This is a genomic window from Kocuria atrinae C3-8, from assembly GCF_000286355.1.
Lineage (GTDB): Bacteria > Actinomycetota > Actinomycetes > Actinomycetales > Micrococcaceae > Kocuria > Kocuria atrinae_A.
In genome coordinates this window covers 1-21,734 of record NZ_AJXN01000021.1, presented here as the reverse complement: position 1 = coordinate 21,734, position 21,734 = coordinate 1, and the positions used below count along the sequence as shown (strand labels likewise).

General features: G+C 64.5%; 18 protein-coding genes, 7 pseudogenes and 1 riboswitch. Of the genes and pseudogenes, 15 read left to right on the top strand and 10 right to left on the bottom strand.

Features of this window, described 5'->3' with window-relative positions:
* Window positions 1-60: 60 nt before the first annotated feature.
* Window positions 61-1,269: pseudogene (locus YO9_RS0103005) on the bottom strand (cobalamin-independent methionine synthase II family protein).
* Between the two features lie 13 nt (window positions 1,270-1,282).
* Window positions 1,283-1,373, bottom strand: a riboswitch (SAM riboswitch).
* Window positions 1,374-1,466: 93 nt separating this feature from the next.
* Between YO9_RS0103005 and YO9_RS0103000 the strand changes: the two are divergent.
* Window positions 1,467-2,218, top strand: a pseudogene (locus tag YO9_RS0103000) (3-hydroxybutyrate dehydrogenase).
* On the opposite strand, the gene YO9_RS0102995 reads toward YO9_RS0103000, so the two are convergent.
* From YO9_RS0102995 to YO9_RS20470, 3 genes are all read right to left on the bottom strand, one after another.
* The gene (locus tag YO9_RS0102995; protein WP_223286015.1) at window positions 2,172-2,846 is read right to left on the bottom strand and encodes a M23 family metallopeptidase; all 675 of its coding nucleotides are present in this window, start codon (window positions 2,844-2,846) and stop codon (window positions 2,172-2,174) included. The pseudogene YO9_RS0103000 and the gene YO9_RS0102995 sit on opposite strands and share 47 nt — an antisense overlap.
* A gap of 205 nt (window positions 2,847-3,051) precedes the next feature.
* Entirely contained in the window at window positions 3,052-3,354 is a 303-nt protein-coding gene (locus tag YO9_RS20475) for an IclR family transcriptional regulator domain-containing protein (protein WP_317259724.1), read from the bottom strand.
* On the bottom strand, window positions 3,351-3,854 hold the full coding sequence (locus YO9_RS20470) for an IclR family transcriptional regulator (RefSeq protein ID WP_317259723.1): 504 nt from the start codon (window positions 3,852-3,854) through the stop codon (window positions 3,351-3,353). The genes YO9_RS20475 and YO9_RS20470 overlap by 4 nt, the downstream gene beginning before the upstream one ends.
* A 151-nt stretch (window positions 3,855-4,005) precedes the next feature.
* Between YO9_RS20470 and YO9_RS0102985 the strand changes: the two are divergent.
* The 4 genes and pseudogenes from YO9_RS0102985 to YO9_RS0102970 all read left to right on the top strand — a co-directional run bounded on the left by YO9_RS0102985 (window position 4,006) and on the right by YO9_RS0102970 (window position 7,549).
* Window positions 4,006-4,748 (top strand): annotated as a pseudogene (locus YO9_RS0102985) (CoA transferase subunit A).
* On the top strand, window positions 4,745-5,422 hold the full coding sequence (locus tag YO9_RS0102980) for a CoA transferase subunit B (RefSeq protein WP_016996179.1): 678 nt from the start codon (window positions 4,745-4,747) through the stop codon (window positions 5,420-5,422). Before YO9_RS0102985 ends, YO9_RS0102980 begins: the two are co-directional and overlap by 4 nt.
* A pseudogene (locus tag YO9_RS0102975) lies at window positions 5,419-6,607 on the top strand (acetyl-CoA C-acetyltransferase). Before YO9_RS0102980 ends, YO9_RS0102975 begins: the two are co-directional and overlap by 4 nt.
* Before the next feature lie 108 nt (window positions 6,608-6,715).
* A complete protein-coding gene (locus YO9_RS0102970; RefSeq protein ID WP_016996178.1) occupies window positions 6,716-7,549 on the top strand; it encodes an HpcH/HpaI aldolase/citrate lyase family protein in 834 nt (277 codons plus the stop codon).
* 58 nt (window positions 7,550-7,607) lie between these two features.
* On the opposite strand, the gene YO9_RS0102965 is transcribed toward YO9_RS0102970, so the two are convergent.
* The gene (locus tag YO9_RS0102965; protein WP_016996177.1) at window positions 7,608-8,126 is read right to left on the bottom strand and encodes a MarR family winged helix-turn-helix transcriptional regulator; all 519 of its coding nucleotides are present in this window, start codon (window positions 8,124-8,126) and stop codon (window positions 7,608-7,610) included.
* Between the two features lie 216 nt (window positions 8,127-8,342).
* Here YO9_RS0102965 and YO9_RS0102960 point away from each other — a divergent pair, with 216 nt between their 5' ends.
* A complete protein-coding gene (locus YO9_RS0102960; RefSeq protein WP_016996176.1) occupies window positions 8,343-8,870 on the top strand; it encodes a DUF2243 domain-containing protein in 528 nt (175 codons plus the stop codon).
* Window positions 8,871-8,926: 56 nt separating this feature from the next.
* Entirely contained in the window at window positions 8,927-9,607 is a 681-nt protein-coding gene (locus YO9_RS0102955) for a cytochrome c oxidase assembly protein (protein ID WP_317259722.1), read from the top strand.
* 93 nt (window positions 9,608-9,700) lie between these two features.
* Here the strand turns inward: YO9_RS0102955 and YO9_RS0102950 are convergent, their stop codons facing one another.
* Window positions 9,701-10,195, bottom strand: coding sequence for a GNAT family N-acetyltransferase (locus YO9_RS0102950; protein ID WP_016996175.1), 495 nt, complete (start codon window positions 10,193-10,195; stop codon window positions 9,701-9,703).
* Between the two features lie 162 nt (window positions 10,196-10,357).
* Between YO9_RS0102950 and YO9_RS0102945 the strand changes: the two genes are divergently transcribed.
* Window positions 10,358-11,752: a short-chain fatty acid transporter gene (locus YO9_RS0102945; RefSeq protein ID WP_016996174.1), complete on the top strand. Its 1,395-nt coding sequence runs from the start codon at window positions 10,358-10,360 to the stop codon at window positions 11,750-11,752.
* On the opposite strand, the gene YO9_RS0102940 is transcribed toward YO9_RS0102945, so the two are convergent.
* Complete coding sequence (locus tag YO9_RS0102940) at window positions 11,749-11,997, bottom strand: hypothetical protein (RefSeq protein ID WP_016996173.1); 249 nt, start codon at window positions 11,995-11,997, stop codon at window positions 11,749-11,751. The two genes, YO9_RS0102945 and YO9_RS0102940, sit on opposite strands and share 4 nt — an antisense overlap.
* Window positions 11,998-12,101: 104 nt before the next feature.
* Between YO9_RS0102940 and YO9_RS0102935 the strand changes: the two are divergent.
* Window positions 12,102-13,210, top strand: a pseudogene (locus tag YO9_RS0102935) (alcohol dehydrogenase catalytic domain-containing protein).
* Here YO9_RS0102935 and mmsB read toward each other — a convergent pair.
* Together mmsB and YO9_RS0102925 are read right to left on the bottom strand one after the other, a co-directional pair.
* Window positions 13,136-14,143, bottom strand: coding sequence for a 3-hydroxyisobutyrate dehydrogenase (mmsB, locus tag YO9_RS0102930; protein ID WP_016996172.1), 1,008 nt, complete (start codon window positions 14,141-14,143; stop codon window positions 13,136-13,138). The pseudogene YO9_RS0102935 and the gene mmsB sit on opposite strands and share 75 nt — an antisense overlap.
* 34 nt (window positions 14,144-14,177) lie before the next feature.
* Window positions 14,178-15,577 (bottom strand): annotated as a pseudogene (locus tag YO9_RS0102925) (MFS transporter).
* A gap of 164 nt (window positions 15,578-15,741) precedes the next feature.
* On the opposite strand from YO9_RS0102925, the gene YO9_RS0102920 reads away from it, so the two are divergent.
* On the top strand, window positions 15,742-16,659 hold the full coding sequence (locus tag YO9_RS0102920; RefSeq protein WP_016996171.1) for a LysR family transcriptional regulator: 918 nt from the start codon (window positions 15,742-15,744) through the stop codon (window positions 16,657-16,659).
* A gap of 9 nt (window positions 16,660-16,668) precedes the next feature.
* Here YO9_RS0102920 and YO9_RS0102915 read toward each other — a convergent pair whose 3' ends face one another.
* Window positions 16,669-17,190, bottom strand: a complete 522-nt coding sequence (locus tag YO9_RS0102915; protein WP_016996170.1) for a TetR family transcriptional regulator — start codon at window positions 17,188-17,190, stop codon at window positions 16,669-16,671.
* A gap of 93 nt (window positions 17,191-17,283) precedes the next feature.
* Between YO9_RS0102915 and bioB the strand changes: the two are divergent.
* The 5 genes and pseudogenes from bioB to bioD all read left to right on the top strand — a co-directional run.
* Window positions 17,284-18,266 (top strand): annotated as a pseudogene (gene bioB, locus YO9_RS0102910) (biotin synthase BioB); the annotation flags it as partial.
* A 293-nt stretch (window positions 18,267-18,559) separates the two neighbouring features.
* A complete protein-coding gene (locus YO9_RS0102905; RefSeq protein ID WP_317259721.1) occupies window positions 18,560-19,654 on the top strand; it encodes an aminotransferase class III-fold pyridoxal phosphate-dependent enzyme in 1,095 nt (364 codons plus the stop codon).
* Window positions 19,648-19,794: an aminotransferase class III-fold pyridoxal phosphate-dependent enzyme gene (locus tag YO9_RS20465; RefSeq protein WP_016996169.1), complete on the top strand. Its 147-nt coding sequence runs from the start codon at window positions 19,648-19,650 to the stop codon at window positions 19,792-19,794. The genes YO9_RS0102905 and YO9_RS20465 overlap by 7 nt, the downstream gene beginning before the upstream one ends.
* Window positions 19,791-20,939, top strand: a complete 1,149-nt coding sequence (locus YO9_RS0102900) for an 8-amino-7-oxononanoate synthase (RefSeq protein WP_016996168.1) — start codon at window positions 19,791-19,793, stop codon at window positions 20,937-20,939. Before YO9_RS20465 ends, YO9_RS0102900 begins: the two co-directional genes overlap by 4 nt.
* A 103-nt stretch (window positions 20,940-21,042) precedes the next feature.
* Entirely contained in the window at window positions 21,043-21,660 is a 618-nt protein-coding gene (gene bioD / locus YO9_RS0102895; protein ID WP_016996167.1) for an ATP-dependent dethiobiotin synthetase BioD, read from the top strand.
* The last annotated feature ends 74 nt before the right edge of the window (window positions 21,661-21,734 follow it).

The window sequence follows — 21,734 nt, the reverse complement described above, 5'->3', positions numbered from 1 at the left end:
CGAGAGGTGGCGCGAGCGGCGTCGTCGTCGAATCACCGACGACGCCGCTCGCGCACCTTGCTAGAACAAGCGCTCGGTCGCGAGGCGCGCGCCTTCGACCAGGGAGTCGAGCTTGGCCAGCGCGATCGAGGGGTGGATGCGGCCACCCAGGCCGCAGTCGGTAGAGGCGATGACGTTCTCGCGACCCACCACGGACGCGTACTGCTCGATGCGGTCGGCCACGAGCTCCGGGTGCTCCACCACGTTGGTCGAGTGGGAGACGAAGCCGGGGTAGACCACCTTGCCTCTGGGAGCGTGTGGTCCTTCCAGACCTTCCACTCGTGGCCGTGGCGGGGGCTGGACGCTCGAAGCTGTAGCCGCCGGCGTTGATGGTGAGCATGAGGTCCACCAGGTACTTGAACTCGAGGTCGGTGGTGTGCGGGCCGTGCCACGAACCCCAGCACAGGTGGAAACGAATCTGGTCCTCGGGGAGGTCGCGCAGGGCGTAGTTGAGCGCGTCCACGCGGATCTTGGTGAAGGCCAGGTAGTCCTCCACAGTGGGCTCGGGGTTGATCTGGTCCCAGGATTCCGCGATGGAGGGGTCGTCGATCTGGACGGTCAGGCCGGCATCGACAATGGCCTTGTACTCCTCGCGCATGGCGTCCGCGCAGGCGTAGACGAGTTCTTCATCGGTCGAGTAGTACTCGTTGCGAACGCGCGCGCAGGAACCCGGGGAGAGTGCGGCGACGAAGCCTGCTGAGCTCCGGTCTCGGCCATCGCGTCCTTGAGGCGGCGGATGTCACCGGCCACGGCGTCCTGACCGGTGTAGGTCAGCGGCCCGGTGATCTTGGGCTGAGCCACGGATGCGCGGTGCGCCAGGACGCCGGCGGTGGGATCCTCGTAGGCATCGCGGAAACGGGCGCGGTCGCGGCGGTCCGGGAAGCTGGTCAGAACGATGTTGCCGGGGGAGGAGCGCTTGACCTCGGCGTCCTTCCAGCGGTCCTCGTTGGTGGGAGTGAGCCCGCCCAAGCGGGAGAACGAGTAGTTCCACCACGCCCCGTAGTCCACGGAGGAGGACATGGTGTGGCCGTATTCGCCGTCGTTGACGATGTCCAGGCCGATCTCTCGCTGCTTGCGGACGATGTCGATCACGCCGTTGTCGAGTGCGGCATCCAACTCCTGGGCGGAAGCCTCTCCCTCTTGGAAGCGCTTGTTGGCCTCCAGCAGATCAGGGGTGCGGGGCAGCGATCCCACGTGGGTGGTCTGAATGCGATCGGTGTTCTGAGGCATGAACTAGCAGTCCTTTCCATCGGTCCTGGCGGTAGCACCGTGGGCTGAATCCCGGGTTGCTGCGGCGTCAACGAGCCAGATCTCTCGGCCGCTCTGGATGGGTACCTATTCATCAAACATCATGGGTGGGTGGTCGGGCCAATTGTGGCGCGCGTAATGTGTGGGACGTAGATCACCCATTACCGAGGAGTTGGGGCATGTCGGACAGCACGCTCAAGGACAAGAAGGCACTGGTCACCGGCGGTGCGAGTGGAATCGGCGCGGCTGCGGTTCGGGCCCTCGCGCAACGCGGCGCCCACGTGATTGTCGCCGACATCGACCCTCAGGCCGCGGAGACCATGGCGCAAGAAGTCGACGGTGAGGCATGGGCGGTTGACCTCACCGATACCGCGGCGCTCGCGGACCTGAGCCTTGTGTGGACGTGCTGGTCAATAACGCCGGGATTCAGAAGGTTGCGGCCGTTCAGGACTTCGATCCCGCTGACTTCCATCGGATCCTCACCCTCATGCTCGAGTCCCCGTTCCTGCTGATCCGCGCCGCCCTGCCCCACATGTACGAGCGCGAGTGGGGTCGGATCATCAACGTTTCCTCGATTCACGGCCTGCGCGCCTCAGCGTTCAAATCCGCATACGTCGCGGCGAAGCACGGGTTGGAAGGGCTGTCCAAGGCCGTGGCTCTGGAGGGCGCTCCGCACGGTGTGACCAGCAACTGCGTGAATCCCAGCTACGTGCGCACGCCCCTGGTCGACAAGCAGATCAAGGACCAGGCGGCCACCCACGGGATCCCCGAGGATGAGGTGATCGAGAAGATCATGCTCACCGAGTCCGCGATCAAGCGCCTGGTCGAACCGGAAGAGGTCGGCGAGCTTATTGCCTTCCTGGCCGGTCCCTCCGCCGGTATGGTCACCGGTGCCGCCTACACGATGGACGGCGGCTGGACGGCGTCCTAGCCAGGTGGCGCCGGGCGCTCCGGGGCGCCATCCACGATCTGGCCGTTGCGCGGCAGGCCGTCGGGAAATAACAGGGCACTCCAGTTACCTGAGTGAAGTCCAGGGAATCGACCGCTTGCACGTGCAGGTGCGGTTCGGTGCTGTTCCCAGAATTTCCGAATTGGGCAATCATGGCCCCGACCTGAATGTTCTGGCCGACTCTCACCCTGATGCTGCCTTGCCGCAGGTGGCACAGCGCTACGAACTGGCGGCTTAGGGATTCCTGCACCACCACGTAATTGCCCGCCAGCGCGCCCCATCCAGCGGCGACGCGGCGGGCTTGGGTCAGCGCATAACCAACGGAGGGCAATCCGCGGTACGCGTCGTGATCCTCGGCGTGGTCGTCCGTCAGCACCACCGTGCCGGTCACGGGCGAAAGGACCGGCTGCCCGAAACCGATGAACGTCTCGGGTGCCTCCGTGCGCACCAACGACGTGGCCGTGAACCTGGACGAGCGATTCTGTCCATCCACCGGCACGAAGTCGATCGCGAACGCGGTGCCGAATTGATCGGTTCCGTGGCTCGGCACTCGATTCGCGGGGCTGTTCTGCACCAGGCACCGCCCGCGGAACGGATAGTCGAGTTCCATGCCCTTCATTCTTGCCCGCCCGGGGACTCATGGGAATAGCCACGACGCCGCTCACTCGCCCCGGCGCGCACGGCGGGTGGGCCGCGCGGCGTCGGCGAACCATTTCGTGAGGGCTTACGGCAAAGTAACCGGCCCTACTGCGCAGTATCCCCTCACCAGATGGTCCGGTCGGTAACTCCTCCTCGACGACGCCGCTCGCGCGCCTTTATGCCGACGGCGCCCCGGTGCGCAGGGCCGTGGACAATTTGTGCGCCTGATCGAGCAGTGCTGCGCCCAATTGCGGGCGGCGTTCGGCGCGGAACCGGGATTCGATGCCCGTCAGGGACAGGGCGTAGCGGGGTTGCCCGGAGGCGTCGAACACCGCGGCGGCCATGCCCCATGAACCCTCGACGATCCGCCCCGGATTCAGCGACCAACCGTGGTCGCGAACGTGGGCTACGAGCTTGCGGACGTGGGCGTCGTCGTGCTGGAGGCCCAGACGCTGCCGGTCGGCGCGGGTTGCTGTCAGGGTGGCGTCGAGCTGGGCCGGCGGTAGGTGGCCGAGGATTGCCAGACCCGCGGACGCACGCCCAGGGGGAGCCGGAGGCCCTCGTAGAGGACGTGGGAGCGGACGGGAAACGATCCTTCGACGCGGGCCAGGCAGATGACCTCGTTGCCGCGGCGTGCGGAGAAGAACGCGGATTCCCCCGTTGCTTCCGCGAGGCGCTGCAGGCACGGCGTTGCGAGTTCCTGCGCCGGATAGCGCTGTGCAGCCACGGTGCCCAGGATGTGGAGTTCGGGACCGAGCGCCCAGTTGCCGTTGTCGGTGCGGTCGACCAGCCCCTCGTCCGCCAGCGCGGTGAGCAGGCGGTGCGCGGTGGGTCGGGTGAGTCCCGTTCGGTGGGCGATCGACGCGGTGGACCCAGCGGACTCCCCGGCGGCCACTGCTTGCAAGATGGCGGCCACGCGGGCGACGACCTGGGTGCCCCGTTGAGAATGCGGCGAGGGGTGGGGGTCTGCTGCGGTCATGATCGCTCCTCCGGGCTGTTCACAATATGGACAGACTATGCGCTGTTTTCCAGATTGTGAGGACTCGCCCGGAAGAGCGCGGGAGTTCATTGACCAGGATGTGGGCGGTTTCTAGTCTGAGATGGAGATCACACAACTCGAAAGGGTGGCCATGTCCAAACTCAGAGACAACGTTGCCGAACTTCTGGCCGAGACACTGCAGGACGGCATGATCCTGGCCGTGGGCGGTTTCGGGCTGTCCGGTATCCCGCGGGACCTCATCGAAGCGGTCCGGGACAGCGGCGTGAAAGACCTGACCGTGGTGTCCAACAACATGGGCGTGGACGGCAAGGGCCTGGGACTTCTGCTGGAGAACAAGCAGGTCAAGAAGGTCCTTTCGTCCTACGTGGGGGAGAACAAGGAGTTCGCCCGCCAGTACTTGGAGGGCGAGCTCGAGGTCGAATTCAACCCTCAGGGCACGCTCGCCGAACGGCTGCGGGCCGGCGGTGCGGGAATCCCCGCGTTCTACACAGCCACCGGTGTTGGCACGCTGGTCGTGGAAGGCAAGCCGACCGCGGAGTTCGACGGCCGCACCTACGTCCAGGAGCGCGGGATTGTTGCGGATGTAGCGCTGGTGCACGCGTGGCAGGGAGATACGGACGGCAACCTGATGTACCGTCGCACCTCGCGAAACTTCAACCGGTGTGTGCCGCCTCCGGCAAGGTCACCTTTGCCGAGGTCGAGAACATCGTGGAACCGGGCGAGCTGGATCCGGATCACATCATGACGCCCGGTGTGTACGTGCAGCACGTGGTGCAGTACTCGGGTGCTCCCAAGGACATCGAGCAGCGGACCACGCGACCGAGGCCGGATGCGGCGTCGTCGTCGACCGAATCGGAAGGAGCCACAGCATGAGCTGGACGCGTGACGAGATGGCGGCCATTGCGGCGTCGGAATTGAACGACGGCGACTACGTGAACCTGGGCATCGGCATTCCCACCATGGTGGCCAACAACCTGCCCGAGGTCGTGAGCGTGGTGCTGCAATCCGAGAACGGTGTGCTGGGCATGGGGCCGTTCCCGTACGAGGGCGACGAGGACCCGGATCTGATCAACGCCGGGAAGCAGACCATTACTCTGCAGGACGGTGCGGCGATCTTCGACTCGGCCACGTCCTTCGGAATGATCCGCGGTGGCCACGTGAAGATGGCGATCCTGGGTGCCATGCAAGTCTCCGAGCAGGGTGATCTGGCCAACTGGATGATCCCCGGAAAAATGGTCAAGGGCATGGGCGGAGCCATGGACCTTGTGGCCGGAACCCCGCGTGTGCTGGTCTTGACAGAACACGTGGCCAGAGACGGTTCGGCCAAGATCAAGCGCGAATGCGACCTGCCGCTGACCGGTGTTGGCGTGGTGGATCGCATCGTCACGGACCTGTGCGTTTTCGACGTGGAAGCTGGCGGGTTGGTGCTGCGGACCCTGGCCCCGGGTGTGACCGAAGAAGAAGTGGCAGAAAAAACCGAAGCGAAGTACCGGGTTGAGCTGGTGGACGTCACCCCGGATTCCGTTCCCGTACAGGAGGACAAATGACCGAGAACGCCAATGATGTTGTGATCGTCAATGGGGCACGTACCCCGCAGGCAAGTTGATGGGCGCGCTCGCGTCCCTGAGCGCTGTGGAGCTCGGTGCGCACGCCATCAAGCACGCCGTGGAGCGCTCGGGCATTGCTCCGGACGCCGTGGATTACGTGTACATGGGCAACGTGGTGCAGGCCGGAAACGGCCAGAATCCCGCCAAACAGGCCGCCGTCGAGGCGGGTCTGCCCATGAACGTGCCCGCCATGACGTTGAACAAGGTGTGCCTGTCCGGACTGGTCGCGGTCACCGAGGCGGCCCGCATGATTCGTGCGGGTGAGGCATCTGTCGTGGTGGCTGGCGGCATGGAATCCATGACCAACGCGCCGCACCTCTCCCTGGGCGCTCGCAAGGGCAAGGCCTACGGCGACATGACCCTGGCCGATTCGCTGGCCAACGACGGCCTGGTCGACGCCGCTCTGGGCATCGCGATGGGTGAGCTCACCGAGACCGGCAATTCCGAGCGTTCGATCGGTCGCGAGCAGCAGGATCAGGTCGCCGCGCGTAGCCACCAGCTGGCGGGCGAGGCGCAGTCCTCGGGTGTGTTCGCGGACGAGATCGCGCCGCTGGAGATCCCGCAGCGCAAGGGCGATCCGGTCACGGTGTCCGAGGATCAGGGTGTTCGTCCCGAGTCCACGGCCGAGGGCCTCGGCAAGTTGCGCGCTGCGTTCACCAAGGACGGCACCATCACGGCCGGTAACTCGTCCCCGATTTCCGACGGCGCCGCGCGCTCGTCCTGACGACGCGCGCCTACGCGGAGGAGCACGGTCTGTCCTGGCTGGCCGTGGTGGGCAAGCCGGGTCAGGTTGCGGGGCCGGATACGTCGTTGCACTCCCAGCCGTCACGAGCCATTGAGCACGCCCTGAAACGCGCTGGGTGGTCCGTGGATGAGCTGGATTTCGTGGAAATCAACGAGGCATTCGCGGCAGTCTCCGTGCAGTCGGTCGACGACCTGGGTATTCCGTTGGACAAGGCCAACATCCACGGTGGTGCCATTGCCTTGGGCCACCCGATCGGCGCGTCCGGTGCTCGTCTGGCGCTGCACGCGGCGCTCGAGCTGGCACGCCGGGGTTCAGGCAAGGCGGCCGTGTCGCTGTGTGGCGGCGGCGGTCAGGGTGAGGCGTTGCTGCTGAGCCGCTAATTCTGCGGTGTTTCCGCAATCCGGATAATGGAATAGTTATTCCATTATCCGGATTTGTGCTGCATACTCAGTGGACGAGACCCACGCCACACTCAGGAGATGCGCCCGATGACTCACACCCATGCCTTCAACGGACCGGCTTGGATTGTCGTTCCCGCCGATCAGCCAGAGCAGTTCGCTGAGGCTGCACAAGCGGCGGACGTGGTGGTGTTGGACCTGCACAACGGCGTGCTGCCGCGGGACAAGGAGTTCGCGCGCCAGTGCATCCTGGAATGCCCGTTGGATCCGGCCCGCACGGTCATCCGAGTGAACCCGGTGGGGACCGATGAGCATGCTGCAGATCTGCAGGCGTTGGCTTCTACGACCTACCGGCGTGTGGCGGTTCCCAAGGTTGAATCCGCCGAGCAGCTCGCGGGGCTAGTCGACTACGAAGTCGTGGCCATGATCGAGTCTCCCCATGGTGCCCTGGCGCTGGGCGAGATTGCCGGCGCGAGCGGCGTCGTCGGCCTCATGTGGGGATCAGAGGACCTGATCGTGAATCTGGGTGGCCTCACGAGCCGCAAGTGCAACGGCGCGCTCCGGGATATTTCCCTGCACGTGCGCTCGCAGACGGTGCTGCACGCGGCGGTGGCAGGGATTTTCGCGGTCGACGGGATCTTCCTGGACGTCGAGAACCTTGAGGGGCTGCTGGGCGAGACCCTGGACGCCTCCAGCTCCGGTTTTGCCGCCAAGGGTGGGGTGCACGTCTCGCAGATGGCCGTGATCAAGGAAGGGTTCCGCTCCAAGCCGGACAAGCTCGACTGGGCCCGCGGCGTGGTGGAAGTGGCCGCGGAGCAGCGGGGATCGTTCCGGCATGGGGCGCAGGTCATTGACGCGCCCGTGATCACTCTCGCGGAGCGCATGGTGAAACGGGCGGATGCGAACGTTTCGGTGACGTCCTAGCTGGAGAGCTGCGTGCTGGCCTGTGAGTGGTGGGCCATAGCCCAGGGGGACGTTGTGGCTACTTGCGCGTCTTGGCGCCGATGGCCGTGCGGTGGTCCATGATCTTGTCGAGCAGGCTGATGAGCAGTTCGCGTTCCTGCTCGGTGAGGGCCTGGCTCCAGTCGTTCTCCCGGGAGTTCTGACGGGCGAAGACCTCTTGAATCTTGGTTTGGCCGGAATCCGTCAGGTGCAGGATCAGGGAGCGGCCATCCTCTTCGGAGGCCTGCTTGACCAGCAACCCTTTGGACTCCAGATTGCCTGCCAGGTTTGAAACTGCCGCGCGACTCATGCCCATGAGCTCCGCCGCCCGATGCGGTGTCAGCGGGCCGGCAACCCACAGTGCAAACAGCATGCGATAGCTGGCCCACGTGCCACCGGCGGGGCGGTGGATGGAGGACTCGAAGTCATAAATGACCGACGATGACGCGCGGAACAGCGTGACGAACAGGCGGTTGGCCGTGACATCGCATTCCGGGAACTCTTGCGAGATCCGGGTGGCCGCAGCCTGGGCGAACTGCCAATAATCCGGGTTCGCCACGTTTGGTGCATCGTCAGGTGTGGGCATGGTCCAAATTTAGTGTGTGCCCAAGCGGTTCGGGGACTTTCCGGCGGGCGGGCAGGTTGTTAGACGTTTTATTACTTCCAGAAGCTGCAGCGACCGTCCTGAGGGCTTCACCCTGGATGCCGCTTGTTGATCAGCTTGCTGAATGGTTGAACAATGAATTCAGGCACCGAATCATTGCGCAGAGGAGTGATGGGCATGTCCACCGCCGAGCCGAACGCACGCGACGAAGCGCGAACGGGACCCAGCGGCGTCGTCGAAACCCATGACGAACGGCGCACCGGCAAGCGAACCGTACTCTCGGGATTCCTGTTCGGTTGCGGTATCGCGGCATCAATGATCGACCTGTTCATTTTTCACCTGGGCCTGCAATGGCATCATTTTTATGACTTGTCCACGCATGAGATTGCGCTGCTGACAGACGGGATTTTCCACGCATTCGGGTGGTTCATCACGGTGTGGGGCCTGTTCCTGCTGGCCGATATTCGACGCCGCGGGGGCGTGAATTGGAAGTGCTGGGCCGGGGCGGTTGTACTGGGTGTCGGTTCCTTCCAACTGCTGGACGGCGTACTGAACCATAAGATTCTGGGCATTCATCAGATCCGGTACGGCGTTGATCTGCTCCTGTACGACACCGTGTGGATCGGCTCCGCAGTCCTCTTCATGGTGATCGGGCTGCTGGTTCTGCGTATGACTCGTTCTTCCCGCCGTGCTCGCTGAGGCTGCTCGTGCACGCGCATGACTCGACGCCCGCGACAGGCATCGATGGATGGCTCGTGTTCGAGGTAGTCGCCGCGGTGCTGGTGATTTCCGTGGCGGCCGGTTACGCATGGGCCTTGTGGACCGGGCGGCGTCGGAGCGCGTGGCCGGTTCGCCGGACCGTGTTCTTCTACGCGGGACTGGTCTGCGTGGCCGCAAGCCTGGTGGGTCCCTTGGCCCAGGCCGCTCACGGGAGCTTCACCGCGCACATGACGGGGCACTTGTTGCTCGGGATGATTGCTCCGCTGCTACTGGTGCTGTCGGCTCCGGTGAGCGCGCTGTTGCGGGCATTGCCCGTAGGGCGAGCGCGTGCGGTGTCTCGCATTCTCCGTTTGCCGTACATCCGGGTAGTCACGCATCCCGTGGTGGCCGCGCTCTTGAATGCCGGCGGATTGTGGGTCCTGTACACCACCCCGTTGTTTCACTGGATGCACGGTTCGGTGTGGGTGCATGCGCTCGTGCACACTCATATTTTCTTGGCGGGGTTTGTGTTCACAGCCTCCATGGTGGGCGTGGATCCGGATCCACACCGGGCATCGTTCAAACTGCGAGCCGGTGTACTCATAGTGTTCATCGCCGCGCACTCCATCCTGCTAAGTGGTTGTACGCGCACCCGCCCGTGGGCATTGAAACCGCGGACGCGCAGTTCGGCGCCCAGCTCATGTATTACGGTGGCGACGCCGTGGACGTCTTGCTGATCGTGCTGCTGTTCGCCGGGTGGTACCGGGTGACAGCGCCGCGTTCGATGGCTCGAGGGAGCACACGAGCGGCGTGACCGTGACGGGCCGCTACTAACGCACCATACGAATGGTCTTCAGACCGTTCGAGGCGCTGTCGATCCGCTCGGCGCCGTCCGCCTCGAAGCCGTTCTTCTCATAGAACCTGCGCGCTCGAGGGTTGTCCTTGGCCATCCACAATTGCGACGGCTCATCCCCGAGGGACGCGTCCATGAGCTCTTGGCCGGCGCCGGTGCCGTGGAACTCCTTGAGGACGTAGAGCATGAACAGTTGGAAGTCCCGCACATCATCGTCTTCCTGAGGCTGGGCGGTCATCGAGAATCCGACGATGTGGTCGTCCGCTTCCGCGACCCACGGGAACATGTCCCGGCCGTGATTGTCCACGATGGCCTGCCAGGTACGGCGCCGGGATTCCCAGGCGGTGTCTCCGAGGAACGCTTCTGGCAACTGGCCCGTGTAGGTCTCCTGCCAGCACCGCAAATGAACGTCGGCCAATGGTTCGACGTCGGTCGGTTCGGGGCGTCGCAAAGTGATCTGTGGAGCACTCATGGTTTAACGCTAAGAAACGGCCCCGGGGCCGGATCAACCGGTCAGTGCCGCTCCGGGCCCGAAATGCCGTGTGATTCACACCACTCTGGATAATCTCGAGGGTGGTTGGCCACCTGATCCCGCCGCACAACGCCGTACAGACCTGACTGACGAGGTATCGCCATGAGCACCCCCGAGCACCATTCCGACACTCGCACCACAGCCGAGCCGCCGCTGGCCCGGCTGATGCGGCCCGTGAATTCCGTGGTGGAGCGGTTCATCCCCTCCGCCTTGATCTTCGCCATCGTGCTGACCGTGGTGGTCGCGATCATGGCGCTCATCCTCACCGATTCCGGTCCCGTGACCGTCATCGAAGGGTGGGGAGTGGGCCTGTCCGGACTGTTGGAGTTCATGACCCAGATGGCCTTGGTGCTGTTGCTCGGCCACGCGCTGGCCAGTACCCGGCCGGTGCGGGCGCTGTTGAGCCGGTTGGCCTCGGTACCGCGCTCGCCACTGCAGGCCTACGTGTTCGTCTTCGTCATTGCCGCGATTGCCTCGCTGATTACGTGGGGCTTCGGGCTGGTCGTGGGCGGCCTTCTGGCGCGAGAGGTTGCCGCCGAATTCTCCCGCCGGAACACGCCCGTGAGCTTTCCGATGCTCGTGGCTTCCGGCTTCTCCGGTTTCGTGGTGTGGCACATGGGCTATTCGGGATCGGGTCCCCTGACCGCAGCCACTCCTGGGTCGTTCATCGAGAAGCAGGTGGGGTACGTGATTCCCATCAGCGAAACGACCTTCTCGTGGTGGAACATGAGCGCCGCGGTGGTCACGGTGATCCTGGTGGCGCTGTCCCTGTGGCTCGTGGCGCCGCGCGCCGTTCCGCAATCCCACCGGGTCACCGCCGACGCGCTCGCGGAATCCGAACAAGAAGTGACGCAGCCCGACGTCGAAGCCCCCGCCGATCGCCTGGATGCCTCCCGTCTGCCCACGCTGCTGGTCGGTCTCGCACTCGTGGCCTACTTGGGGGTCCACTTTGCGAATGGCGGGTCGGTCACCTTGAACATCGTGAACTGGATGTTCCTGGGCTTGATCTTCCTGCTGTCCCGCAACTCGTTCGAGGTTATGGGGCTGATCAAGAACGCCGCCTCGAACGTGGGAGACATCCTGCTGCAATTCCCGCTGTACGCCGGAATCATGGGCATCATGACGGCCAGCGGGCTGATCCAGGTGCTGTCCGACTCGATCGTCGCGGTGGCATCACCGCAAACCCTCGGGCTGCTGGCGTTCCTCTCCGCGGGTCTGGTCAACTTCTTCGTTCCGTCCGGCGGAGGCCAGGTGGCCATTCAGGCGCCCATTCTTCTCGACGCCGCCGCGAGACTCGACGTGGACCCGGCCGTGATCATCATGGCCGTGGCCTACGGCGACCAGTGGACCAATATGATCCAGCCGTTCTGGGCGCTGCCGCTGTTGGCCATCGCGGGTCTCAAGATCCGCGACATCCTGGGTTACACCACGGTGGTGCTCCTGGTGTCGGGGGTCGTGTTCGGCGCGACCATGTTGATCGTGGGCGCAGGGGTTTAGCGCACCATCCGCACCGCAATCAGACACATCATTTCCTCCTCGGCGACCTGCAGCGTGCCCGCAGGGTTCGGGAGGTTCAGCGTGCCCTGCCACATTTCGAGTCGGGCGGCGCGAGCGGCGTCGTCGAAAGCTGAGGCAGGCATTTGTGTCCCGTAGGTTTCCCGCCACGTCTCCACGTGGAGATCCGCGAGCCCCGCGGCGTCGGCGGGTCCGGGAATGCGCAGGGTGAATGCTGGCGGGTTCATGGCCCCATGGTATTGCTGCGGTGGGTCCGTGTGGAGGCCCGAAATAGCGTTTACTGTGGTTCACATCTCACCCGCGCACGTGCACCACTCACCCAGGAGCCAGCATGAAGATCACCGGAGCAGTCCTCGAAGAGATCGGCCTGGAGCGCCCGTACGCGGAGTCGAAGCCACTGAACATCACGGAGCTGGAGCTGGATGATCCCGGCCCCGATGAGGTGCTGATCCGCATTCGGGCCGCGGGTCTGTGTCATTCGGATCTGTCCGTGGTGGATGGAAATCGCGTGCGGCCCACGCCCATGCTGCTCGGTCATGAGGCCTCGGGCGTCGTTGAAAAAGTTGGCGAGAACGTCACGGACCTGTCCGTGGGGGAGCAGGTCACCACGGTGTTCCTTCCGCGCTGCGGTGAGTGCAAGAACTGCCTCACAGACGGAAAGCTGCCGTGCACACCGGGCACAGCCGCGAATAACCACGGCGTGCTCATCGGCGATCACGTGCGGCTGCACCGAGGAGGCGAGGACGTCCGTCACCACCTGGGAGTGTCCGGGTTCGCAACGCACGCCGTGTTGAACCGGCAGTCGGTGGTCCCGATCGGAGACGACGTCCCCGCCGACGTCGCCGCCGTCCTGGGCTGCGCGGTGCTCACCGGGGGCGGCGCCGTCCTCAATGCCGGCCAACCGGAGGATGGTGACGCCGTGATGGTCGTGGGGTTGGGCGGCGTGGGGATGGCCGCACTCATCACGGCCATTTCCCTCGACAAGGGTACGGTCATCGGCGTGGATGCCAACGCGGAGAAGCTCGAGCGCGCCACAGAACTGGGCGCCGATGAGGTCTACACGCCGGCCGAGGTCGCCGAGCAGGGCATCAAAGCACCCGTGGTGATCGAGGCGGCCGGGCATCCCAAGGCGTTCGAGACCGCAGTGGCCGCGACGGACGTGGGCGGCATGACCGTGACCGTTGGATTGCCGTCCCCGGATGCGCGTTCCAGCATCTCGCCGCTTATCTTGACTGCTGAGGCCCGCACTATCAAGGTTCTTACCTGGGTTCGGCCGTGCCCGCCCGGGACATCCCGATCTACGCACAGTTGTGGCGCGAGGGAAAACTGCCGGTCGAGGAGCTGATCTCCGGACGGATCTCCCTGTCAGAGATCAACAGCTCGCTCGACCTGCTCGCTGATGGTCAGGCCGTTCGTCAGGTGATCATGTTCGAGGAGTGAGCCTGACGAGCCCTCAGGCGCGTCCGGGTTCCAGCCCTTGATCTTCCCGTCCGGAGCGGCGTACTTGGCGATCAGGCTGCAGTCCAGGTCCTCGTAGCCTTCGTCGATGAGTTGCTGGAATCGCTGGGCTGCGAGCTCGGCTGCGGGGAGGTTGACGCCGGTCTGTTCACCCGCCGCCAGTGCGAGCCCCACGTCCTTGGCCGCGAGTGCTGCGGAGAACGTGGCCTTGAAGTTATTGTTCGCCGCCGAGGAATCGATGATGTCCGGCACGGGGTACCACGTCTGCAGCGCCCACGAGTTGCCGGAAGAGACCGAGGCGATGTCCCAGAACACTTGCGGGTCCAGGCCCAGCCGGTCGGCCAGCACAGCCCCTTCGCCGCACGCCTCCAGGCTGATGAACAGCATCATGTTGTTCACGATCTTCGCGGCCTGGCCGGTCCCCGCTTCCCCTGTGTGGACGATCCGCCCGGCCATGGGCTCGATGTATTGCTTAGCTTTTTCGACGACGCCGCTCTCGCCGCCCACCATGAAGGTCAGGGTTCCGGCGGCCGCACCACTAATACCTCCGGACACCGGAGCGTCCAGGAACTCGAAGCCGGCCTCCGCCGCGGCTTTGTGCAGGTCGACCGCAGTCTCCACGTCGATGGTCGAGCTGTCGATGAGCAGGGCGTCCTTCGGGGCGAGAGCCAAGACTCCGCTGTCCCCGAGATACACGGCCCGCGAATGCTCTCCCTTGGGCAGCATGGTGAACACGACCTGAGCCCCGTCCAACACGTGCTCCAGCGAATCGAAGGTCTGCACCCCCTGGGCTTGAACTGCGGCCATGGCCTGTTCGTCGAGATCGAAACCGCGGACATCGTGGCCCGCCTTCGCGAGGTTGACGGACATGGGTCCGCCCATGTTTCCCAGGCCGATCCAGCTGATGGTGGTCATGTTCGTTTCCCTTTCGACAGGCCCCCGACGAACGTCAGGAGCTGGTGTGTTCCGTGCGCTCCTGGTCCAGGCGGCGTCGGTCTTCGGCGTCGATCGACTGCAGCGAAATGCCCCGGGTCTCGCGCAGCGTGGCCACGGCGAACAGTGTGATGAGGCACGCGATCGAGATATAGACGGAGATGGGAATCCACGAGTCGAACTGGCGCAACAGGGTGGTGGCGATGATGGGCGCCAGCGAACCCGCGACGATCGAGGTGACCTGGTAGCCCAGCGAGACACCCGAGTACCGCATGCGGGTGGGGAACATCTCGGCCATGATGGCGGGCTGACCGGCGTACATGAAGGCGTGGATGGCCAGACCGAGGACGATGGCGGCCAGAATGATCCAGTCGTTCTGGGTGTTAAACATGGGGAACGCGACGAATGACCACACAATGCCCATGAGGGCACCGGCGGCGTACACGGGGCGTCGGCCGATCTTGTCCGTGAACCGGCCCATCAATGGCACCAGAATCGCGTGGATGATGTGCGCGACCAGGAGCAACAGCAGGATGTTGGAGGTGTCCATCTTCAACTGCGTGGACAAGTACGTGATCGAGAACGTGACCACGATGTAGTAGAGGATGTTCTCCGCGAAACGCAGGCCCATGGCGCCGAATACGCCGCGCGGGTAACGGCGGAACACCTCGGCCACGCCGTACGCGGCACCCTTGGCTCGATGACCTCTTCCTGGGTCTCCTTGAAGATGGCCGCATCCGACACGTGGGTGCGGATGTAGTAACCGATGACCACGATCACCACGGACAGCCAGAAGCCCACGCGCCAGCCCCACGCGAGGAACTGCTCGTCAGAGAGCATGCGGGAGAGGACCAACAGCACTACGGTCGCGAGCAGGTTGCCCAGGGGGACCGCAGCCTGCGGCCAGCTGGCCCAGAATCCGCGCTCCTTGTTGGGCGAGTGCTCGGCCACGAGCAGCACGGCGCCGCCCCACTCGCCACCCACAGCGAAGCCCTGGGCGAAGCGCAGGATCACGAGCAATGTGGGAGCCCAGTAACCGACCTGGTGGAACGTGGGCAGACAGCCCATGAGGAAGGTCGCGGCACCCACCAGGATGATGGCCACCTGAAGCAAGTGCTTGCGGCCGAACTTGTCGCCGAAGTGACCGAAGACGATGCCACCCAAGGGGCGGGCGATAAAGCCGACCGCGTAGATCAGGAACGCCTTGATGATGCCGTCCAAGGGGTTACCCGTGTCCACGAAGAACAGCGGGCCGAAGACCAGGGTGGACGCGGTCGCAAAGAGGAAGAACTCGTACCACTCGACCACGGTGCCGGCCATTGACGCGGCGACCACTTTTTTGAGGCCCGCGCGGTTCTCCGGGGTGTCATTGTGGTCGACTTCTGCTGCGGTTGTAGCCCTGTCCGCAGTGCTCATGGGGTTCTCCTCATTGGATCAAAAATTGTGACCACGATCACGCCGCAGTGGGTCAAACCTACTGCTCGCTGAGATGTTCCTCAATGGCCAGATGTTTGCCACCCCTGTGCAAAAATGCACAGATCATTTATGAAGGTCATTTCGCTCGATGAAGGAGTAGTTGAGTGGCGCAGGACGTCGACAACTTGTTGCTGTTGCTCTCCGTGGTGCGACACGGCTCCTACTCGGGTGCCGGTGCTGCACTGGGTATCAGCCACACGACCGTGTCCCGCAGGATTGCGGCCCTGGAGAAATCTGCGGGCGCTCGCCTGCTGGTGCGGTCGGGGGAGTTGTGGGAGCCAACCGAGCTTGGTCGGGAGTTCGTCTCCGCCGGTGAGGACATCGAGCTGGCCTTGGGGTCGCTGTCCCTGGACTCGGGTGGTGTGGGAGGTTCCGTGCGCGGTGTGGTGCGGGTCCTGGTCCCAGAGGGCTTCGGCGGCGTGGTCATGGGCGAGGCCATGCGCCGGCTGAACGCCACCCACCCGGGAGTCCGGTTGGAAATGATCAACGCCGCCCGCAGGGCCAGAACCAACCTGGTCGGCATCGATTTTGAGGTGGTGGTCGGCCAACCGGAGGTCTCCCGAAATGAGGCTTTCCACTTGGCCGATTACACATTGGGTATGTACGCGTCTCGGACCTATCTCGAGACTCACCAAACTATGAACGAGCCCGAGCAGGTGCAGGATCATCCACTCGTGTATTTCGTGGAATCGATGCAGGACGTCCCGGAACTGACGGATCCCGTGAGTTACTTCCCGCGGATGCGGCAATCGGTGGGTGCAACGTCATCCATGGTGCACGTGGAGCTCACGCGTGCCGGCGCGGGGATCGGGCTCTTGCCCTGCTTCATGGCCGAGCGGGCGGGTGACCTGGTGCGACTGTTCCCGAAAGAACTGACCTTCCCGGTGTCCTACTGGGTGGTGTCACGCCCTGATCTGCTCCGACGGCCCGCGGTGCAGGCAGTCATGGATGCGATCCGGGCAACCGTTGATGACATGAAAGAGGAGCTTGCTGCGGCGCCGTCTGGGGATGCGGGCGTCTAGTGCGTGGGGTCAGCCCAACAGCAACGTCACGCCCGCGGTGAATTCGGCCTCCGATGTTGAGGTGTCCAACCCCATGGCCTGCCGCGTCTGCTGGGTGGTCACTGAGCCCAGGGTGAAGCGGACCAGAGTGAGAGCCGTGGCTACTGCTTCCTCGCGAGACGTTCCGGACTCGGTCACGAGCGTGGCCAGTTTCGGCACCGGACTGAGGTCTCCGGGGGTGATCGAATGGGCCACGCTGACCACATCGGCGCCGTCGCGCACGGCCAGGATCAGTGAACGAAACTCCCTGGTCAGGTGGGCGGCGCGCTCGCGCGGGGTGGCGGCGTCGTCGAACTGGAGGGTGGAGAGCGGCGCAACCATGCGCTGGGCGAGGACCCCGAGAAGCTCCTGCTTGTTGGCCACATGCCAGTAGAGGGCGCCGGGCTGGACTCCGAGTTCCTTCGCGAGGCGGCGCATCGAGAGGTCTCCCAAACCGTAACTCTGCAGAATGCCCCATGCGGCATCCACGATCTGGTCGCGGGACAGGGCCATGGTGCTCCTCGAAATCTGGGCGGGGACGAGTCGAACTTTACCCTCGCGGCCACTCCGGATTGACAAACTTGAACACTGTTCAATAATTGAACGGTGTTCAAGACTTTCAACGATCTCGCAGATCGCACGTTCAATGGTGAGCCGGTGACCCCCGAAGAGGCACTCCAACTGCTCGAAACCAGTGATCGGGACATGCTCGACCTGGTGGCTGCCGCGGCACGGTTGCGGCGCGAACACTTCGGCATGACTGTCAAGGTGAACTACTTGGTCAACCTCAAGTCAGGGCTGTGCGCGGAAGATTGCGGCTACTGCTCTCAGCGCTTGAATTCCGGCGCGGGCATCCTGAAGTATTCGTGGCTCACGCCCGAGCAGGCTGTGGAGCAGGCTCAGCACGGGATCAAGGGCGGCGCGAGCCGCGTGTGCCTGGTGGCGAGTGGTCGCGGACCATCCAATCGCGAGGTCAAGACCGTGACGCAAACGGTCGAGGCCCTCAAGGAGCAGCATCCGGGCGTGGAGGTCTGTGCATGCCTGGGTCTGCTGAAGGACGGCCAGGCCGAAACTCTCAGCGATGCCGGCGTGGATGCCTACAACCACAACCTCAACACCGCCGAATCCAATTACGAGAGCATTTGCTCGACGCACACCTACCAGGACCGCGTGGACACTGTGGAGCGGGCCAAGGGTGCGGGACTTTCGCCGTGCTCTGGCCTGATCGTGGGGATGCGCGAGACGGATGAGCAGCTCGTCGAGGCACTCTTTGCCTGCGGGAGCTCGACTCGGATTCGGTACCGGTCAACTTCTTGATGCCCTTCGAGGGGACGCCACTCGCGGGCACCTGGCAACTGAGTCCACAGAAGTGCCTCAAGATCCTCGCCGTGGTGCGTTTCGTGTGCCCGGACAAGGAGATTCGCATGGCTGGCGGACGGGAAATGCACTTGCGTTCGCTTCAGCCGCTCGCTTTGCACGTGGTCAATTCGCTGTTCCTGGGCGACTACCTCACCTCCGAGGGCCAGGCCGCCAAGGCTGACTTGGACATGATTGCCGACGCAGGGTTCACCGTTCTCGGGGCCGCGCCAGGTGGCAACGCGCCCACTTCCTCGGCTGAAGTAGAACCCGAACCCTACGAAAAGGTGGATCTGGGTCTCGAGCCGGCACTGCGGCGTCGAGGGGCGGGCACGGCGGTGGCGCCCAATGCTTAAGAGGGCTGAGGCTTTCCCGGCGGAGCGGACCCTGGCCGAGCGGGATCGGGGCTTGTTGTGGCACCCCTACGAGGCACTCGACGGCGAGCACCGTACGCGGTGGAGGAAGCGACGGCCTCACCCTGAGCCTGCGCACCCCGCACGGTGAGTTGGTACATGCCATTGACGGCATGTCTTCCTGGTGGTGCGCGGTGCACGGCTACCGCAACGCCCGCCTGGACCGTGCGGTGGTTGAGCAGGTCAGCCGGTTCTCCCACGTGATGTTCGGTGGTCTGACGCACGAGCCCGCGGTGGAATTGGCCGAGCGGCTCGTTGACGTGACTCCGGACGGCCTGGATCACGTGTTCCTCGCGGATTCTGGTTCCGTCAGCGTGGAAGTCGCCCTCAAGCTCGCGGTCCAGTACCAGGCCGCGCGGAATCGCCCCGAGCGGCGCCGTATCCTCACGGTCCGCGGCGGCTACCACGGGGACACCACCGGCGCCATGAGCGTGTGCGACCCCGAGGGTGGAATGCATTCGCAGTTCAGTGGGCTCGTTGCGGAGCAACTCTTCGTGGCGCCCCCGCCCGCCGCGCGATTCGTCCCGTCCGGGGATCTTGCTGATTCCGACACCAACTTCGACGCCGACGCCGCCGCGTCCGGGTCGTCCGGCAAGCTCCCGGCGGGTTCGTGGTCCAGTAACGAGGAAGAAGTGGAGCGGTGGATCTCGGAATTACAAGAAACCGCGCGGCTCCATCGGGATGAGTTAGCGGGTGTGATTGTCGAGCCGATCTTGCAGGGTGCCGGAGGAATGCGCACCTACGATCCGCGCTGTCTGAAGGCTCTGCGTGAGCTCGCCGACGAACTGGACTTGGTGTTCATCGCGGACGAAATCGCCACAGGTTTCGGGCGGACCGGGGCATGGTTCGGGTGCGACTGGGCGGATGTGCTCCCCGATGTGATGTGCGTGGGAAAGGCGCTCACCGGTGGCTACATGACTTTGGCCGCTGTGCTCGTCTCGCGGCGGGTCGCTGCCCTCATCACCGATTCGCCCCAGCGAGCACTGATGCACGGCCCCACATTCATGGCCAACCCGCTGGCGTGCGCAGTGGCCAGGGAATCACTCGTCATGCTCCAGGACAGCTGGCGGTCGAGCGTGACTCGCCAAAACCTGAAATTACAAGAAATCCTGCCGACTGCCATGGCGCTGCCCACGGTGCTGATGTTCGGATCATTGGCGCCGTGGGCGTTATCGAATTCCATAGCGCGCCAGATCGAGGAGTGCTGACTCGGACTGCCTTGGAACATGGCGTCTGGCTGAGGCCCTTCGGCAAACTGCTCTACGCCATGCCGCCGTACATCTGCACCGAGCGTGACACCGAACGAATCGCCCGCGCCATGGTCGCCGCGGCCGAGGGCATCTCATGACCGGGCCGCTGGACTCCTGGCTGCACGAGAAGGCGAGTGCACGCGCGGACCTGGGGCTGCGGCGTCGTACCGTCGCGATCCGCGAGAACTCGGTCGATTTGGCGTCCAACGACTACCTGGGACTATCGCGGGATCCGCGAGTTGTGGCTGCTGCGGCGGAAGCCCTGCACAGGTACGGCGCGGGATCGCGCGCGTCCCGGCTGGTCACCGGAACATTGAGCGTTCACGCGGACCTCGAACGGGCCCTCTGCGATCTGACGGGACAGCCCGCCGCGCTTGTATTCTCCAGCGGGTATGCAGCGAACACTGGCTTGCTCACGGCGCTGGGGGACGCGGACACCCTGATCGTTTCCGATCAGCACGTGCACGCATCCCTGGTGGACGGGGCGCGACTGTCTCGATCGCCGGTGGTGATTTCCGAGCACAACAACGTTGAGCACGTGGAGCAGTTGCTCAAGGAGCGCACTCAGACGCGCGCCATCGTGGTCGTCGAGTCCATCTACTCGGTGCTCGGCGATCATGCTCCGCTCAAAGAACTCGCCGCGGCATGTGAACTCCACGGAGCACTGCTCGTGGTGGATGAGGCACACGGAATCGGTGTCGCTGGGCGGGGACGCGGGCTCGCACACCAGGAAGGCCTGGCGGGCCACCCCAATGTGGTCCTGACCGTCACGCTGTCCAAGTCTTTGGGTGCCCAGGGCGGAGCGGTTCTGGGGCCCGAGCTATTGCGCGATCATCTGGTCAACGTCGCGCGCCCGTTCATTTTCGACACGGCGCTCGCCCCGGCCAGTGCGGCCGCCGCCGCCGAAGCCTGCCGAATCATTCTTCGCGAACCGGATCTGGCGGAACGGCTGCATGAAAACGGCCGGGTCATCGCCGAAGCTCTTGGAATCAAGCACGCCATAGCAGCAGTGCAATCAGTGCCGATCGAGTCGCCGGAGTTGGCTCTCCGCACGGCCGAGGCCCTGCGGGATCGCGGGATTCTGGTGGGCTGTTTCCGGCCACCGTCAGTGCCGGACGGCGTCAGCCGATTACGGCTTACCGCCCGAGCAAACGTGGAATTACAAGAATTGATGGACGCGCTGCGCGAGGTCCAAGACGTCCTGGCCGACTTGGGCGCCCGGCCGACAGGGGTGGCCGCGTGATGGGTAACCCTTTGTCGGACGCGGCGGAGCTGCTGAACGGGGTCGTGGTCGTCACGGGCACTGATACGGACGTCGGCAAGACCTACGCCACGGCGGCCTTGCGTTGGCGGGGTACTCGTCGGGGCGGCGTCGGATTGCCGTCTACAAGCCTGTCCAGACCGGCGTGCTTTCCGGTGATTCCGGGGACACCGACGACGTCGCTCGGCTACTTTCCGAAGCGGGCGTACCTCGCGAGGTGCTCACCACGGCCGAAGGGCAACGCCTCTCCGCGCCCATGGCACCGCCACCGGCCGCGGCCATTGACCAGGTGCCGCTGTTGAGCCTTGACGATCATGCTGAACGCATTGCCGCATTACTGCGCGATCACGATCTGGTGCTCGTAGAGGGCAGCGGAGGTGTACTGGTGGAGCTCGATGGCCAGGCGCACAATATCGCGGACCTGAGTAATCTCATTGGTCGGAACGTGGACCGGAATGTAGGAGTCGTTCTGGTGGGCCGCCCCGATCTGGGCACCTTGAATCACACCCTGCTCAGCCTCGAAGCCCTGTACCGCAGGGGAGTGCGCGTGCTCGGAACGGTGCTGGGTGGTTGGCCCTCCAATCCGCAGGCACTGCACGAGACCAACCGCGATTACATCCGCAACATCCACGCGGAGGACGGCACGAGCGTCCCGTTGCTCGGCACTATTCCGCTGGGCTGGGGCTCCGCGGCCGGAGACTGATGTGAGCCAACTGCAGTCCGGAAGTGTGGTGGGAAGGAAATGCCATTTCGGAGCGGCGGATTCAATGGGTCATT